General features: G+C 60.0%; 11 protein-coding genes. 3 read left to right on the plus strand and 8 right to left on the minus strand.

The window, feature by feature from the left end; genetic code table 11:
• The 3 genes from NG895_RS05710 to NG895_RS05720 form a co-directional block, all read left to right on the plus strand.
• On the plus strand, window positions 1-236 hold a 236-nt coding region (locus tag NG895_RS05710), incomplete at its 5' end, for a hypothetical protein (protein ID WP_252851504.1).
• Window positions 237-427: 191 nt separating this feature from the next.
• Window positions 428-1,261: a patatin-like phospholipase family protein gene (locus tag NG895_RS05715; protein WP_252851505.1), complete on the plus strand. Its 834-nt coding sequence runs from the start codon at window positions 428-430 to the stop codon at window positions 1,259-1,261.
• Window positions 1,262-1,318: 57 nt separating this feature from the next.
• Complete coding sequence (locus NG895_RS05720; protein ID WP_252851506.1) at window positions 1,319-2,515, plus strand: hypothetical protein; 1,197 nt, start codon at window positions 1,319-1,321, stop codon at window positions 2,513-2,515.
• A 9-nt stretch (window positions 2,516-2,524) separates the two neighbouring features.
• On the opposite strand, the gene NG895_RS05725 is transcribed toward NG895_RS05720, so the two are convergent.
• The 8 genes from NG895_RS05725 to NG895_RS05760 form a co-directional block, all read right to left on the minus strand.
• Window positions 2,525-4,045: a hypothetical protein gene (locus NG895_RS05725; RefSeq protein ID WP_252851507.1), complete on the minus strand. Its 1,521-nt coding sequence runs from the start codon at window positions 4,043-4,045 to the stop codon at window positions 2,525-2,527.
• Window positions 4,046-4,303: 258 nt separating this feature from the next.
• Complete coding sequence (locus tag NG895_RS05730; RefSeq protein ID WP_252851508.1) at window positions 4,304-5,230, minus strand: hypothetical protein; 927 nt, start codon at window positions 5,228-5,230, stop codon at window positions 4,304-4,306.
• Between the two features lie 47 nt (window positions 5,231-5,277).
• A complete protein-coding gene (locus NG895_RS05735) occupies window positions 5,278-8,487 on the minus strand; it encodes a serine/threonine-protein kinase (RefSeq protein WP_252851509.1) in 3,210 nt (1,069 codons plus the stop codon).
• A gap of 495 nt (window positions 8,488-8,982) precedes the next feature.
• The gene (locus tag NG895_RS05740; RefSeq protein WP_252851510.1) at window positions 8,983-10,221 is read right to left on the minus strand and encodes an osmoprotectant NAGGN system M42 family peptidase; all 1,239 of its coding nucleotides are present in this window, start codon (window positions 10,219-10,221) and stop codon (window positions 8,983-8,985) included.
• 35 nt (window positions 10,222-10,256) lie between these two features.
• On the minus strand, window positions 10,257-11,927 hold the full coding sequence (ngg, locus tag NG895_RS05745; RefSeq protein WP_252851511.1) for an N-acetylglutaminylglutamine synthetase: 1,671 nt from the start codon (window positions 11,925-11,927) through the stop codon (window positions 10,257-10,259).
• 61 nt (window positions 11,928-11,988) lie between these two features.
• Window positions 11,989-13,764, minus strand: a complete 1,776-nt coding sequence (locus NG895_RS05750) for an N-acetylglutaminylglutamine amidotransferase (RefSeq protein WP_252851512.1) — start codon at window positions 13,762-13,764, stop codon at window positions 11,989-11,991.
• Between the two features lie 16 nt (window positions 13,765-13,780).
• Window positions 13,781-14,722 (minus strand): acetamidase/formamidase family protein, encoded by a 942-nt coding sequence (locus NG895_RS05755; protein ID WP_252851513.1) that lies wholly within the window; start codon window positions 14,720-14,722, stop codon window positions 13,781-13,783.
• 161 nt (window positions 14,723-14,883) lie between these two features.
• Window positions 14,884-16,704, minus strand: a complete 1,821-nt coding sequence (locus NG895_RS05760; RefSeq protein WP_252851514.1) for an OPT family oligopeptide transporter — start codon at window positions 16,702-16,704, stop codon at window positions 14,884-14,886.
• Between the last annotated feature and the right edge of the window lie 18 nt (window positions 16,705-16,722).

Consider the following 16,722-nt stretch of genomic DNA (forward strand, 5'->3'; position numbering starts at 1 on the left):
ATGGCGAGGTCCACGTTGGCGCCATGTGGCAGGATACGGCCCAGACGGTCGAGTTGACCATCGATCACGCCATCCTCGGCAATGATCTCAACGTCGCGGTCGATCAATTTGAGCCCAATCCCTGGAACTTCCTGGTAGGTACGATGTGGGCCCTGGACGAGCGAGTGCAGGTCATAGTCGAAGGTGGCATGGGGGGCCGCAGTTACATCATTACGGGGTTGACTCATCGCTATTGAGCCGCTTTCCAAATTGTGGGACATCCTGCTGGGGCCAAGAAAAGATAGGTCCATTTGCCGGCTGGAGCGGCCATTGCGGCGGGGGCGGAAATTCGCCGCTGTCTGCCGCAGGTGTCGTTCCGGTTGTGTTGGGGCAACTATACTTGAAGAGAGCCTGATCCGCATTTGACAACTCTTCAAGGTCTGCGACGATGCCAGAAACTGGGGTAAAGATCGGCCTGGCGCTTTCGGGCGGCGGTTTCCGTGCCACGCTTTTCCACCTGGGAATCCTGCGTTTTCTGAAAGACGTCAACTTGCTCCATCAGGTGACCGACATCGCTTCGGTCTCCGGAGGCAGCATCCTCGCCGCTCACCTGACGCTGAACTGGGATCGATACAACGGTACCGATGAAGACTTTGATCAAGCCGTTGGCGAGATTGTGAAGTTCGTGCAGTTCGACGTTCGCAACCACGTGGTCCGCAGGATGCCGTTGTTGTATCCGGCCAAGGTGCTAACGCGACTCACCCGCCGTTCGTCGCGCAACCTCACGCCTAACGCGGTATTGGAGAAGTGCTACGAGCAACGTCTGTACGGCGATCGCTGCCTGTATGAAGTGCCTGAGTCGCCGATGCTGCACATCCTGGCCACCAGCGTCAGCAACGGTGGACTTTCTGTGTTCAATCGCAACGGCCTGTATGTGCAGCAGCGTGGCGAGAGCGACAAAGTGCAGTTTAACTACGTGCCGGGCAGGATGGCGAGCATTCCCCGAGTGGTGGGCGCGTCGTCGGCCTTTCCGGGTTTCTTTCCACCCGTTGAGTTCACCGCCGCCGATCTGGGTGTGCGGGAGGGCGAGTTCGCCACCGAGTATTTCACCGACGGTGGCATGTACGACAACCTGGGCCTCCGTGCTTTCTCGTGGCTCAACAATACGAGCACCGCATTCGATGAGGTGTACGTCAGCGATGCGGGCAAGCCGTTCCAGGTCCTCAGCGACCAGACGTTGGGATTCGTCGGGCAGTCGGTGCGGGCGTCCGACATCTTATGAGACCGTGTGTGGCAACTGGAGCGAGAGAATTTTGGCAAGCAGCCGGGGTTCGCCTTTATGCCAATCACGGACACGGTGCAGTTGGATGAGGACCCTACCTTACCTCTTGTCGTGCAGGCCGAGGTGCATACCATCCGTACCGATCTCGATCGCTTCAGCGACGAAGAGATAAACGGCCTGGCGCAGCATGGCTACGAAGTGGCGCGTAAAGTGTACCGCGAAACCCACGAAGGAAAGATCGACCATGTTCCCTCGGGCGAAGGCTGGGCTCCCATTCCTTCCAAGAAGCTGCCAGGACCAAGCACGCCACCTTCGCGGACGGGCGCCGCATCGCCCGTAACCACTACCGCCCGTCGCCTCCGCAAGTCGTCGGTCCGACGAGTCTGGTCGACATTGTTGGACCCGCGCGATTGGCCCAGTTACTTATACATCGCCCTGGCGATCTTCCTGCTGGGCTATCTTCCTCTGCAGGTCTATAAGCTCTACAGGAAGTCGCAGATGCAAGCAGTGGTGATCGACTCCATCGCCAGCGGCAATCCAGACATTCACGATATCTTGAGTCTCTTAGATCGCAATCCGATCGCCGACTGGCAGCCGATGCAGGTCGAGGAGATCGACAAAGCGAGCGAGACCGACGTGTCAGACGTCGAGATACTCGACTATAGCCGGATCCTTGATTTCAGGGAGTGGCGGCCCGAGCTGAAGGATCCGGCTGAACATGGAGGTATCTACATCAAGGATCGGGTGATGTTGCGCATTCCGGAAGATGGTGGAGCATCCGAGCAAGGGGATGCGCGGGTGAGGTTCAGTTATCCATCGCTGTTCGACAACCTCGAATTTCGTCAGCCCGAGCAGCGGTTTCAGGCCGAGATTCGCCGACTATCCAAGCCGGAGATGGATCACGGCATTCAGCGACGGCGATACGAAGTGGAGTACGATCTAAAAGGTTTGCCTCGCGGCGAACCGGCAACGGTACAGCTGGAGATGCTTGCCCGCATCGATACGCCTCTGTCCCGAGCGCCGTTTGTTACGCGCTTCAAGACCGATTTGCTGACCGTCTGGATGCTGTTCCCCGAGGATCGTCCTTACCAGAATTTCGAGCTGGTATCTTACCCGTCGGACAGAAGCGAACCACCGACGGTGATGAGCTCCCGCTACAAGATCAACCACCCGTACGGCTCGTTGATCGGCTGGTCCGTCGTCAATCCAGAGCTTGGTCAGGTGTATGAGTGCCGCTGGACGAACGAGAAGTAGAATTGCTCGTTAGAAGCTCCAGCGGAATTGCCCGTGGTAACCGGTGCCCTGGTTGCCGGGCAGGGCGGCGTATTCCGTTTCGCGATAGGTGAGTTCGAAGCCCAGCCGCAGGGTCTTATTCACGTCCCACAGCAGGTTGGCGTAGTAGGTCTCGTTGCGCACCCGGGCTAAGTTCGCCGGGTCGAGCGAGACATCGTTATTACGCGGATCGTCAATGCCGTAGCCCATGTGCGAATGGACACAGGGCGTCAGGTAGACGTATCCCTCGAGGAAACCACCCGTCGAGCGGATCGATTCAAATGTTTCGCGGTTGACCGTCTGCAAGATGGCGCCATTGTAGGTGCCCAGGCCCTGACCGCTGTAGAATTCGCCCACAAATCCAAAGGTGTCGTTGACCCGCCAACGGATATCGGTGCCCACGCCCCAGACGTCGGAGACTACCTGTGGGTCGGCCGTAATCGGAGTGGTGCGAAGCTGGCCTACGACTCCTGAGAAGCCAACTTCGAAGGGACGCACCGCGGTGGCCCCTGGAGTCCCTAGGGCCAGGGCTATGCGACCTTCGACGTTGGGCCAGCCGTTGTCTTCGCTAATCCCAAATGTTGGATCGATGGTTGTAGGTACCGGGTTGCTTAGCGCGGTTTGCAGAGTCCATTGGACGTCGCTGCTTGGATTGAAGTATCGTTCCGCCCGCAGTTGTCCACGGAACGCATTGCCCGAGTTGCCCGAAGCACAAAGCGCCGAAAAGGGAAGGACGGTGGGGGCCCCAGGATTGAACACGTCGAACTGCAGGCCCGCCGCGAACCGCCAGCGGTCGTTTTTCATTTCTCCGAAGGCCAGCATCGGCAAGAAGCCATACTGGTCGGCCAGCACGTTGCTGTTGTAGAAGACACCAAGCACCTGGCCGCCTGTTTGCCAGCCATTCCACTGCGGTCCGACGAAGGCGGCGCCTAGCGAACTTTGCCTGGCGTGCAGATCGAACGTGCTTTGGTCCCGTCCCAGCACGGGCCCGGGGGCGAGAAAGTAGGGCGTACCAGGCGCCACCGGACGCCTGCCGTTGAACACCATGTCGGCCGTCAACGTGCCGAAGACGCTCACGTTGAAGTAGGGATTTAGCGTCGAAACGCGGGGACACTCCACGCAGGGGGCTTCCGGCGTGGGGCAGCAGCACGAGTAGCAATCGAACAAGCCACCGCAGCCGCAACCACCATTGCCGCAATTACCACAGCAGCCTGAACCGCCGCACATCGATCCACAGCCAATGCTGCCGCAGTCGACATTCTCGCCCCACGAGCATTCGTTAGCGATCCAGGTGCCACCCGTCGAGATCTTCTGCACGATCGCTTCTTGGGCCGCCTCACGCTGTTCGTCCCGCGCACGGAGGTACTTGAGCTCTGCCTGAATCTCGTTGAGTTGCTCCCGTGGCACTTGCACCATGTCCGCCTGTTCGCCGGACTGCGCAATCACAGGAGTAGCGAATGCCAGTAGGCAGCCAGCGGTCAGCAGTTGCCGCAAGAGTGATGAGCTATCCATTCCCTCGTCGCCCTCCGCAAAATGTGAAATCCATTTCCGGCCGCGCGTAACGGCTATAGCCGCAAAGCTCCCTGCAACCGGCACATCATGGCAAATCGACGGATCCGTGCAACGACGTGACGATCCGACCACAAAGTCCGGTTATAACGGCAACAGACTTTAGAAAACCGTCAAACTCCACCAGCTGGCTATTGGCTCGGCCAATTTTCAGCTGCCTGCGAGGTTGTGATGCGGGCCGAAGTGCGCCAGCGTACCATTTCAACCGCGGGGAGTATCCAGGCTGGCGAGATCCCCCGGGGCGAGTCCAATGGCACTCTGGTATTCAGCCCGTCGTGTCCCGCGAGGCATCGTCAACTGCAGCAATTGGTAGCAGTGCATGGTCGTCACCATGAGGATTGTCGCGAGCCAGGCAATCACCATAACCAGCACGCCATTGGCGGGCAATTGCTGAGTCCAGATCAAGGTTCCGCAAAACACGGGCACACCGACCAGGGCCACGGTGATCCATTCCCGTAGCTCTTGGGCCGCCTCGGCAATCGTGGCGTGAAAGTGCTGCAACCGGGCGTGCCTCACCATGCGGGCGATCTCCTTAGTGGGTATCTGCTCAATCGGCCGGCGATGCGTGGTCAAGGACGGCTCTGGGCAGGCGCTGGTGGCCGCTCCAGATCGATGTTTGAAGCACAGCCAGTTGACGGCTGCGGGGCTGCCGGCAATCACCAGCCCGTACAACAAGCTCACCATCATTTGTTCGAGCCCGGGACGTCCCGTCGCGGCGGGAGCTGCGATCACCACGAACAGGTAGATCAATGCAAAGAAGCAAAGCAGGCCCAGCTCGAAATGAACCACCAGCAGCAGGGCACTCTGTACCGCCTCCATCCACGGCGATCTCCAGCGTCCCCCGGTAGTTGGCGGCGCGCACTTGGGAGGGCAGTGACAGTGGGGGCAGGGTTCGCGGCATCGCATCAACTCCACGGCCCGGCCCACTCCGCGCTCGGCCATCTGTTCGGCCTCGGCGGCAGCCTTGGCGCTGTCTTCGAATCGCGAGATCTGCAGATGGGCCAGGTGGTCCACCGTGGCTGCAAAACTGAATGCCTGGCCGCATTGGTCGCAGCGAGCTTCCTTAACGGCGGTACCAAACAACTGGTGCCGGTGGTCCTCAAACAATAGACGCAGTAATCCATCCATCCGAGCCTGCCTCGTCTGTTGGTGCTGCTAATTGTCGCGAAATTGCGCTAAGGCTCCGCGGTGGGAGAAACCGCCTCGGAGGCCTCAGCGCTAGTGTTTATCATCTCGAGCCAATCGCCGGAATTCGCCGCGCTCTTGCCGCTGCTCGTTATCCCATGGCGCAGGCGAAGTGTCACCGCATCCTCGACTCTGCCAACACTCTTATACGCGTCCGCGAGGTGTTCGACCGTGCAGAGCTTGGCAACCGATTCGGATCCGAACCTCTTTTGGTGCCGTTTAATCTGCTCCTCAAAAATAGGTATTGCCTCGTCTTCGCGCTCTGCGTCGAGGTAGTCGATTCCCAAGTTGTGCATCGATTTGAGGGTATCGGTGTGTGCATTTCCCAGTAGCTCTCTTCTGCGTCGGAGCGTCTCTTTATCGAGCGAAACCGCTTCGTCAAACCGTTCCGCGTTCCTGTAGGCCATCGCCAGGTTGTGCATCGAATCCAGAGTGTCGCGATGGTCGCTTCCCAAGACTTCCTTCCGCAGCTTGACATTTTCCTCGTACAGTGGGACGCCCTTGTCCAACTGATCCGCCCGCAAGTGGGTCAAAGCCACGTAATGCATGGCATCCAGCGTGGTGGGGTGCTTTTCTCCAAGCCGCTGTTGCTGAATCTGAAAAACGGCGTCGTACAGAGTAATTGCCTCGTTGAATCTTTTCGTCTGAGAACAAACCCTGGCCAACGCCCGCATCGAGTTCATCGTGCTGGGATGCGACGGCCCAGCCAGTTCTCGGCGAAGTGCAAAGGTCTCACGGTGCAATGCGACGGCATCTTCGAGTCGGCCGGCGCGCGAATAGTTGGTGGCCAGATTGAACATCGACCGCGTGGTATCGGGATGCTCGATGCCCAATATTTCCTGGCGATGTGCCAGAACCTTTTCATTCAGTTGAATCGCTTCGTCGAGGCGTCCGTTCTTCGATAGATTGGACGCCAGATTATGAATCGATGCGAGCGTTTCGGGATGGAGTGCGCCAAGTTTTGCCGATCTCAAGACAATCGTCTCTTTGGAGAGCTGAAGCCCCTCGTCGACTCTCCCCGCCCGCACGTAAGCCAAAGCCAGGCTGTGCATCCCTTGCAGCGTCTTGGGATGTTCGGGCCCCAGGCTGGACCTTTCCCACGCGAGGCACTCTTCAAGAAGCGGAATGGCTTCGGCTGCCCGCCCGACGCTGGAGTACTCTACCGCCAGGTTATTCATTGCGACGAGGGTGCTGGGATGATCCGGCCCAAGCTTCGACTCCATCAACTCCAAGGTTTGCTTGGTCAGCGCGATGCCCTCCTCCTTGCGATTGGCGGCCGAGTAAGCCCGTGCCAGATTGCACATGCTGCTGAGCACGTCGCCTTCGTCATGGCCGTTGTCTTCTCGCTGTTGGAGTTGCAGTTCGTAGAGCTCTACCGCTTCTTCAAACCTACCGATACGCTGATACGCGTTCGCCAGACCCCCCAGGGCAGTGACCGACTCAGGGTCGGTCGGACCTAGTTTCGTCTTCTTCTGGTTCAGAATCTCTTCTCGAATCGGAGTCGCCTGTCGATACAATCCAAGTCCCTCGTACGAAGAAGCAATTGCATTGAGCAGCGCCATTCGAGACGGCCAATCGATCTCCGGCTGTTGCTCCAGCCTTTCCCGCGAGCGGTCGAGCAGTTCCACAACCGTGATGGTTTCGCCGTCTCGCGACGGATCCGGGCTGCGGAGGGCCGAGATCATGAATCTGGATACGGCCTGTGCCTGCTTTCGCTGTTCCTCCTCCGCGGCCAGCGCGATGAGCGCCTTCGACTCGCTCTTAATGGCGGCCTCGGCCTGATAGCGGGCGTGGAAGGCAAAGTAGGAAGAGACCGCTACCGCGGCCAGCAGGATCACGAGCGTCGAAACACTCGAGGCAGCAATCATTGGGTTCCGGCGACACCAACGCCACGTGCGGCCAGCGTGGCTTACCGAGCGTGCTTTGATCGGTCGTCGGCTGAGTTGCCGCTGCAGGTCGTCGGCCAGGGCCTGCGCGGTTTGGTAGCGCCGCCCGGGGTCTTTCTCCAGGCATTTCAGGCAAATCGTTTCCAGGTCTCGCGGGATGCTGCGGTTCAGCGAGCGGGGACTGGGGGCGTCGTCGTGGAGAATCTGGCTGAGCAGTACCTGACGCGTACCCCGGAAGGGACGTTCGCCCGTCAGGAGTTCGAACAGGATGACGCCCAGCGAGTAGACATCGCTGCGACAGTCGGCCGTGTGGGCATCGCCCTGTGCCTGCTCGGGCGGCATGTAGGCGGGGGTGCCCAGCAGCTGGCCCTGCAACGTCATGGTTACTTCGCTCGCCTCGCGTTTAGCGAGGCCAAAGTCCATCACATGGGGTGTCCCGGCGGCGTCCAGCAGGATGTTGGCAGGCTTCAGGTCGCGGTGGATCACGCCTCGCTGGTGAGCGTGTTCGAGCGCTTCGGCGATCTTCACGCACAACTCGGCCGCTTCGCGAGGATCTAAGGGGCCCACTTCCAGACGTGCGGCCAGATCAATCCCTGCAATGTAGTCGCTGACGATGTAGGCCCGCCCATCTTCCTGTCCGATTTGATGAACGGACACGATGCCGGGATGGTGCAGGTGGGCCGCCGCTTGGGCTTCGCGCAATAGCAGCGAGGTATTGCCCGAGCTGCCTGGCTGGTGCCGGGCGAGCTTCACTGCTACCGTGCGTCCCAGGTGTGTATCATTGGCCCGCCAAACTTCGCCAAAAGCGCCCATGCCCAGTCGATCGACCAGTTCGAAATGCCCAATGGTCGTTCCCTCGCCCGGCGCGGTGGTCTCAACGTCCGTCCGATGGATGTGGCTCGAGCAAAAGGGGCAAGTCGCGTCCGCCCGTGCGTTGTCGTCGCTCAAGGCGATCGGATGTTGACAGTGCGGGCAGCCAATCTCCAGCGGAAGGGCCCGCGTGGAGTTGCCGTCCGGTTCGCGGGCGCGGGCCGCGAAGACGTCACTAATCACGGGGGCATCGGCCGGGAACTTTGCTAGATACTCAGCCTGGTCGAGACCGTTAACCGAACGGCTGCGATAGTCGAGTTCGAGCCACAGCAGTTCGCGCAGCAGTTCCTGGCGTTCGGGTAGCGGGCAGTTGTACAGATGGTCCTCGATGGAGGGCTCCTGACCGCATTTCCAGGCCGCTTCGAACCGCTGGCATGCGGCTTCGATCCGCTGCAACGCGGGCAGGGCGAGGGATTCGCTTCGGGCGTCTGCTTCGTGGTTCATGGCGACAGCTCTGGTTCCCACCCATTGCGAATCAAGCGGCGTCGACGCTCGACGCTCCGTACCGATCCCGTGGGCCCGTGACATGTTGGGAACGTCACCGGCGCGCACTCGCCTGTTGTCGCTTGGCCAGCGAAGTTCGTCAGCGCCGTCGAATCGTTCACGGTGGCGTCGGTGCCCCTGCTCGGCGCCCCCGCTGATTCGAGCACCTAGGCGGCGCTGACGAATCTCGCGTCATCTACCATCGATCGCCTTCCCTGCGGTTAGTCAAACTACAAACCGTCAGCGATCTCCCCAGCCCGTCAATTGCGATAAGTACCCCCGGATGTAGCCCGCCGGATAGGTTGCCCACCTAGCCGGTCGCTACATCCATCGATGTCCGATCGGCATTCTGCCACAACTTGCCGGCCGCGCGTCAAAAGTTGCGGTAAATGGCAGCTTTGGGCTGTCGCCGCGCAGGGAGGCCGCTACCCAAGTTGCCGGCAGACCTGGCGAACTTCACTCGGCCGCGTTGGATGGAGGGGCATCCTGCGAATGGGCATCGGCCTGTGCGCCTTGTTCGTCGCCCAGCTTCTCGGGCACTTGCTGAATGGGATTGGGCGGGATGAATCGGATGCCGTCGACGTCCGTATCACGAGTTTCGGGGAAGTCTTCCAGCGTCGACAGGGCGCCACGCTGCGAAGCGTACAGCGGGCGCTGCGTGGCGTAGACCACGATCAGCTTGGCGATGGAAAGGAGAGAATCCATGTTCGTCCGCTCGTAGCCGTGCGATCCATCGACCCCAAAGGTCAGCAGCGCTGTGCGAATGTCGTTGCCAGCCTCCAAGGCCGATGCGCTGTCGCACTGGTAGTAGCGAAAGATATCTCTGGTGAACTGGATATCGTTCGACTGGCAAAGGTGAATCAGGTGGTGCGTCAGATGATAGTCGAAAGGGCCGGTCGAGTCGGCCATGGCGATCGTCACACCGAATTCTTCCGAGGTTTGGCCGGGGGCAGTGGTGCCGTTGTCCACCGTGATCATCTCGGCCACGTCGCCGTGCAGTACGGCCGAAGCGCCGGAGCCCACTTCTTCGGAGATTGTGAAGAGCAGGTGCAAATCGACGGGCAACTCGATGTCGTTGTCGACCATGTACTTGGCGGCCGCCAGCACGGCCGAAGCGCCCGCCTTGTTGTCCAGGTGCCGAGCACAGATGAATCCATTGGGGAATTCTTCAGTCGCGCTATCGAAGCCGACAAAGTCGCCTACGTTGATACCTAGATCGATCAGGTCTTGCTTGTTAAAGGCAATTTCGTCGACACGCACTTCAACGTTTCCCCAGCCGACAGGTTGGGTGTCGATGTCATGATTGTAGGTATGGCCGGAGGCCTTCAACGGCAGCACCTGGCCGCGGTAGATCTGGTCGTCCGTGAAGATCGATACGCGCCCGCCTTCGGCGAAGCGGGCCGACCAGGTTCCGACGGGAACCAAGGCCAGGCGGCCATTGTCCTTTACTTCCTTGACCATCGCGCCAATGGTGTCGAGGTGGGTCACCACCGCCCGGTCGGGGCTGCCCCGCTTGCCTTTGAGCGTGGCGCGAATCGCACCGCGGCGGGTCAATTCGAATTCAACGTTCAGGTCCTGCAGCATCTGGCATACACCGCGTACGATGGGATCCGTGTAGCCGGTAGGGCTGTGGATTCCCAGCAGTGTCAGCAGGGTGGATAGTAAGTAGTCTTGGTCGAATTCGGGTGGCTTCATCTGGGTCGCGAAAACCTCCGGGACAGTTTAGGACGCTAAGGCTTTGTAGGAGCATTGATCGTGTAGGGAAACAACAGATCAATGAACCGTTCGGCGGTGGGTTGCGGCTCGTGGTTGGCCAAACCGGGTCGCTCGTTGGCCTCGATAATATAGTATTGCCCGCCTTCGACGGAAGGAACAAGAAAATCGAGCCCGACAACCGGTATTTCCAGCACCATCGCCGCTTTGATGGCGGCTTCTCGAAGCGTTTCGCTGAGATTCGCCGTCACGTCGTGGATGGTTCCGCCGGTGTGCAAATTCGCGGTACGTCGAACCTGCAGAAGCCGCCCCTCCTGCAAAACATCCTGCAGCTCAAGTCCTTCCGACTGAATACAGCGGAGGGTCTCGTCGTCGATGGGGATTTCGCTCTCTCCGCCGGTGGCTGCTCTCCGGCGTCGACTCACCTTTTCCAGCAGTTGCTCGATGGTGTGCTCGCCTGTGCCCACGATCTCCGCCGGTTTCCGAGTCGCCGCGGCGACCACGTCCATGTTAATGACAATGATCCGCAGATCGGTGCCGACGACGAATTGTTCCAGTAACACTGTAGCGCAGTGCGAACTGGCCTGCTCGATCGCTGCCAACACGTGCTCCGCAGTCTGCAAGTCCACCGAAACGCCGGCCCCTTGTTCTCCCTCGAGTGGCTTGACCACCACGCGGCCATGTTTTTTCAGAAACTGGAGAGCCTGTTCGTCGTCCGAGTAAACGATCTGCTCGGGAACTTGCAGCCCTGCGTTGGCGAGCAACTCCGAGGTGAGTTGCTTGTCGGCGCATCGGCTCATAGCAATGGACGAAGTGAGGTCGCTCAGCGACTCGCGGCAGGTGATCCGGCGATTGCCATGTCCCAGGCGGAAGTAACCGCGCGGCGGATCGAGGGGCTCGACGCCAATTCCGCGACGCAAAGCCTCTTCGATGATGATGCATGCGTAGGGATTGAATCCCTCTTGCACATCGGTCGGTACGTACAGCGGTTCGTTGATGTGATTCCGGCGTTTGATCGCAAATACTGGCACCGGCGTGAAGCCAAGGCTCTCGTACAGCTTGATGGCCGCTTCGCTCTCCGGCAGCACCGACAGGTCCATAAGATCACGTCCGCGGCTGGCAAACACGGAAGCGAGATGACTCACCAGCGCCATCCCAACGCCGGGCAGGTGCGATTGGGGATCGACCGCCAGGGCCCATAAGCTACTGCTATTGAACATGTCGTCGAAGCACAGCGTGTGATCGATGCCGAGAGACACTCCGACAATCTGATCCGAATCCTCCGGGCGAGCTACGTAGTATTGGAATCGCTCGTCGTCGCGGCTTTGCCACACGACTTCCGGATCGACAGGCACCATTCCCACCGCCAGGTAGATGCGATTGATCTCGTCGATCTCCTCCCGAGACTGAATGTTAGTCACGCGCACCGGCGCCGCAGGGGAATCGTCGCCCGACCACTCCTTCAGGCCGAGGCGATAGGTGGTGGAAGGATCGAGAAACAGGTCCTGCGGGGCGACGCCCAGCACCAGTTGGGGATCGTTAACGTAGAACGCGATATCTCGATGGTCCGGTTTCTCTTGAAACAGGACATCGGCCACGGATTGGGCGTCCGGGTAGGTGTGGGCAAAAATCAACCTTCCCCAACCGACGTCAATGAACGAGCCGGCATGTTGTTCAGTTTTAGTCATGTCACTTGGTCGACTGTAGGGTAAGTGTTGAATCGTCACTGTAAAGGAGGTAAACCGCGCGTTAGCTTGTTGGCAGATGCTCTTGCAACCAGAGTTCCAAGAGCGCCAGTTGCCACAGCTTCGAGCCACGAAGCGGAGTGATGTGGGCTTCCGGATCGGCCAGCAAGTGGTCGACGTAGTCTCGCTTGAAGAGTCCCCGGTCGCGTGCGGCACTGGCAGTCAGCGCGTCGCGAGCCATGGTCAGGAAATCTCCCCGCAAGTACTTCAACGCCGGCACGGGGAAGTATCCCTTGGGCCGATCGATTACTTCGGCCGGAATCACGCGCCGGGCAGCTTCCTTCAGGATGTACTTGCCACCTTCTTTGACCTTCAATTCAGGAGGAACGGTAGCTGCGAACTCGACGACCTCGTGGTCCAGAAACGGCACTCTGGCCTCCAGGCCCGCCGCCATGGTGTGATTGTCGACTCGTTTCACGGGGTCGTCGATCAGCATCACCTGGGTATCGATCCGCAGCGCCTTGTCGATGGGCAGCTCCGCTCCCGGCTTTTGGAAGTGCGCGCGGACAAAATCCGTCGCGGCGTCTTCGCTCAAATAGGCCGACTGCACTACTTGCTGGTATTCGGCGAAGTCGCGATCGAAGAAGGCCTGCTTGTACGTGGCCAAGGCGTCGTTGGTGTCCAGCATCGGGGGATACCAATGGTAACCGGCAAAGATTTCGTCGGCCCCCTGGCCACTTTGGACTACTTTCAGCGACTTGGCAACTTCCTGCGAAAGCAGATAGAAGCCGACGTTGTCGTGGCTGACCATCGGTTCCGACATCTCACCAATGCACTCGTGAAGTGCAGGCAACGTGCGAGAGCCGTCGATAAATAGCTTGTGATGCTTGGTTTTAAACCGGTCGACGATAATGTCGGAGTACTTGAATTCGTTGCCCTCTTCTCCGGCCACCGAGTCGAAGCCAATGGAAAAGGTCTCCAGGTCGCCACCATTCTCGCAAATCAGTCCCACCACCAGGCTCGAATCGAGGCCGCCCGACAATAGCACGCCCACCGGCACGTCGGCAATCATGCGGCGTTTGACCGCCCGTCGCATGACTTCGACCGTCTCGTCGCACCAATCGTCAAAGGAGTAGTTCTTTTGCTCGGCCCGCGGACCACACTGTAGGTCCCAGTATTGTCGCATGTTCATCGAACCATCCGCTTCCAGCACGGCGATCGTCGCCGGAGGCAGCTTCTTCGCACCGTTGAGGATGGTCCGAGGTGGCGGCACCACCGAATGGAACGAGAGGTAGAAGTTTAGCGCGACCGGATCGATGGACGTATCCACCCCGCCTGCTGCCAGCAGGGACGGAAGGGACGAGGCAAACCGGAGGTGTTGGGGTGTTTGCGAATAGTAGAGCGGCTTGATACCCAGCCGATCGCGGGCGAGTACCACCTTGCCGGTGTCGCGTTCGTGAATCGCGAAGGCGAACATTCCGTTGAAGTGCTCCACGCATTCGAGGCCCCACGCATGGTAGGCCTTCAGGATGACCTCGGTATCGCCGTGGCTGAAGAAGTTGTATCCCTTGGCTTCGAGTTGGCTGCGCAGCTCGGGGTAGTTGTAGATGGCGCCGTTGTACACGATGGTCAATCCGAGTTGCGAATCGACCATCGGCTGCTGCGAGTGCTCGGAGAGATCGATGATCTTGAGCCGACGATGTCCCAAAGCGACGCGTCCGCGGGCCACAATGCCTTCGGCGTCGGGGCCGCGGCGGACCATCCGGTCGGCCATGCGAGCGACGGCAGCCACGTCGGCCGACGCATCATCAAAGCGAACTTCACCACAAATGCCACACATTCTGTTGCTCCTAAGTCTATGCGCTGCCTGTGCCTGGTACCGACGGTAGCCAGCGTTTGTTGAGTTTTGCCACCATCGAGTAATTGGGGTCCACCATGTTTCCCAGCCGCATCTCGCCCACCAAGCCGAGCAATTGATAGGCTTCCAATGCATCGAAATGATAGTCGGCAACCAGCCAACCGATCAGTTCTTTCCAGGCGATCCGCGCGGCGTCCTCGAGCGGCCGCGCGCTACCAACGGCCATCAGGTAATCGTCGGTTTCGATCCGTGGCCAATGGATGCAGTAGTTCTTCTTCAGCGCAAAGCTCAAGGTCACGCAGGCTGACATCTCGGCTGCCACGCCCGTCAACTCGCCATCGCCCTGGCAGGCGTGGGCGTCGCCCACGAAGAACAGCGCGCCTTCGTTGAGCACGGGTAGCCAGACGCTGCTTCCCGGGCAGGTTTCCACGCAGTCCATGTTGCCTCCCCAGTAGCCGGGCACCAAGCTGGAAATCGCCTCCAGGTCGGGGGCCGTGCCCAGCGTGCCGAGGAACGGCTGCAGCGGAATGGTGGTCGATTCATTGAAACGAAGTGTGCCGTCTTCAATGGGCAACAGCCTGGTGCTCTCGGGCAGGGGCTCGTCCAAGGTGGCCGTCTGGGTGGTGCCGGTCAGTCCCCCAAACTCGGGAATCAGAGCCGTCACGGCGTAGCCTTCGGTTGGCTCGATGTCCTCGATCGTCACGACCAGGGTATCGCCGGGTTCCGCCCCTGGAATGTAGATTGGTCCAGTCTGCGGATTGGCTCGTGGCGGGCCAGGACATTTTTCGGAATAGAGATCGGACTCCGAACGCAGGCGTCCTTCAAAGGCATCGATCGTCTGGATTCGGACCGATTCGTTGCAGGCTACCGAGGCAACAGGCGGATGAACAGCGCTAAGCGTGTACACATAGGCGTGATCCGGTTGGCGGATTGTCCGCATCCGTTCATATTCCTTTTCGCACACGAAGTCTGAGCTAGCTGAAGACTCTATAGTTTCCCATATTTCCGCGGTGAGACAACCCACTAAGAATCAGCGCCGTACTCGTCAAACGCCGATTTCGCAACGAGAAACTGCGGATCTGGTTCGATGGAAACCAGCGGTCACTTGCCAACCAGCAAAGTGGCTAATGCGCTGGCAACGCCAGCCAGGCTCTCGCCGGCGACCAGGCCTGCGGAAATTGGCAAAATGAACCGGCGCGACCACTCGGGCGCCAGTCGCGAGGCGATGGCCGCAGCCGCGGCGCCTATGAATAGCGAGATGCTGTAGAAGGCTGGGATCACAAACGCGAGCCCCAGGCTCACGGCGCTGGGGCACCAATGCGAGCGCTTCTCCGGCAGTTGAGCGTTCACTACGGCCAAAGTGGCTCCGACAATTGCACCAACCAGCGACGCCGTGAGCGCACCCGACGGAGCGGCGTCGATGCCGTCGCGAAACAACTCGGCAACTGCTTTCCAGGTAGCCACCGCCGGCGCCGGCCACTCTTTGGTAAGGAGCATGTTCGCCGGATCGGGAACCAGTACCAGGTAGGCGGCGCTGCCGGCCAGCGAACCTACCAGGACTCCCAAGAACTGGGCCGCCGCTTGCGCGCGCACCGAAGCGCCCAGCAGTAAACCAGCTTTCAAGTCGTGTAGCAAATCGGAACACTGCCCTGCGGCCCCGCCGGTAACGTTGGCCGTCATCAGGTTCTCGGTAACGTTGTTCGGATTGATGAATCCGAACGTCAACTGCGTAACCTTTCCCAAAGCCCCAATGGGGGGGATGCCGGTCTCGCCAGAAACTCTGGCCGCCACGACGGCCAGGACGAAAGTGAGCAGTACCGCCAGCAAGCCCATGTGAGGCTCGATGCCGAAGATGAACACCTGGGCCACAGTGGTTGCCACCGTGGCCAGCAGCAGCCCAATCAGCAGCAGCTTCCAAGGCACGCCGGGGTGTTCGTCCTCGCCCGGTTGGTCGGAGTCTTCGTCTTCTGGTCCGGCTTTGCGATTGAGCAGCCCTCGAATCGTACCCGGCAGCGAGAAACCGAAAGAAACCAGGGCGGCCGTGACCATCATGGCCACGCCGGGCCAAAGCAGGAACTCCACCGTGTTGGTAAACACGGTTTGATCTCCCACCGGCATCAGCACGCGACCCGTCGACAACAGCCACGGCGCCAGTATTCCCCAAGCCACCACAGCGCCCAGCAGCAGCGACAGCCCCACCCGCAAACCGACGATCGCGCCGAAGCCAATCATCAATAGAGAAGGGTCGAACACGAACCCCAGGTTGCGCGTGGTGAGTGTCGGCAGTCGCCAGAAACCCAGCCCAATGGCCGGTCCGACTTGAGGTATCTTGTAAGCGAATTCGGTGAACAGCTTGATCGCTGCCGAAAGCAATCCACCTGCCAGCAGATAGCGTACCCGCAAGGTTGCTTCGCGGCCCTGGGCGTAGATCTCGCGCACCGTCTCGGCAGTGGCCACGCCCGAAGGGAAGGGCAGGTTTTGAATCACGAGCATCTGCCGGCGCAGTGCCAGGCCCACCAGCACCCCGATGCAGCTGACGGTGAACAGCCACACCGACAGCACCGGCCAGGTCATTGTTTTGCCAGTCAGGATAGCCAAGGCCGGAATCGGCGCCACTAACCCCGCCGAGATGATCGAGGCCGCCGACGAGGCGCATGTCTGGTTCACGTTGTTCTCGAGCAGCCCCCAGGTCGGGATCCGCTCTTGGCCCAAACCTCGGCGGGCGATACCCCAGAAGCCGCAACTGAGCAGTGCCGCGGCGATCGACATATTGAACGACCAACCAATTTTCAGCCCCGAATAGACGTTGCAGGGAACCAGCAGCGCTCCCAGAACCGCACCGGTGGCCGCCGCCCGGAGCGTAAGTTGACGGGGAATGTCTTGGTCGTCGTGCACCATCCCTCGGGGATCTGAATCGTTCAACGGGAAGATTTTCCGAAG

It is taken from the genome of Aeoliella straminimaris (assembly GCF_024054565.1).
GTDB classification, from domain to species: domain Bacteria; phylum Planctomycetota; class Planctomycetia; order Pirellulales; family Lacipirellulaceae; genus Aeoliella; species Aeoliella straminimaris.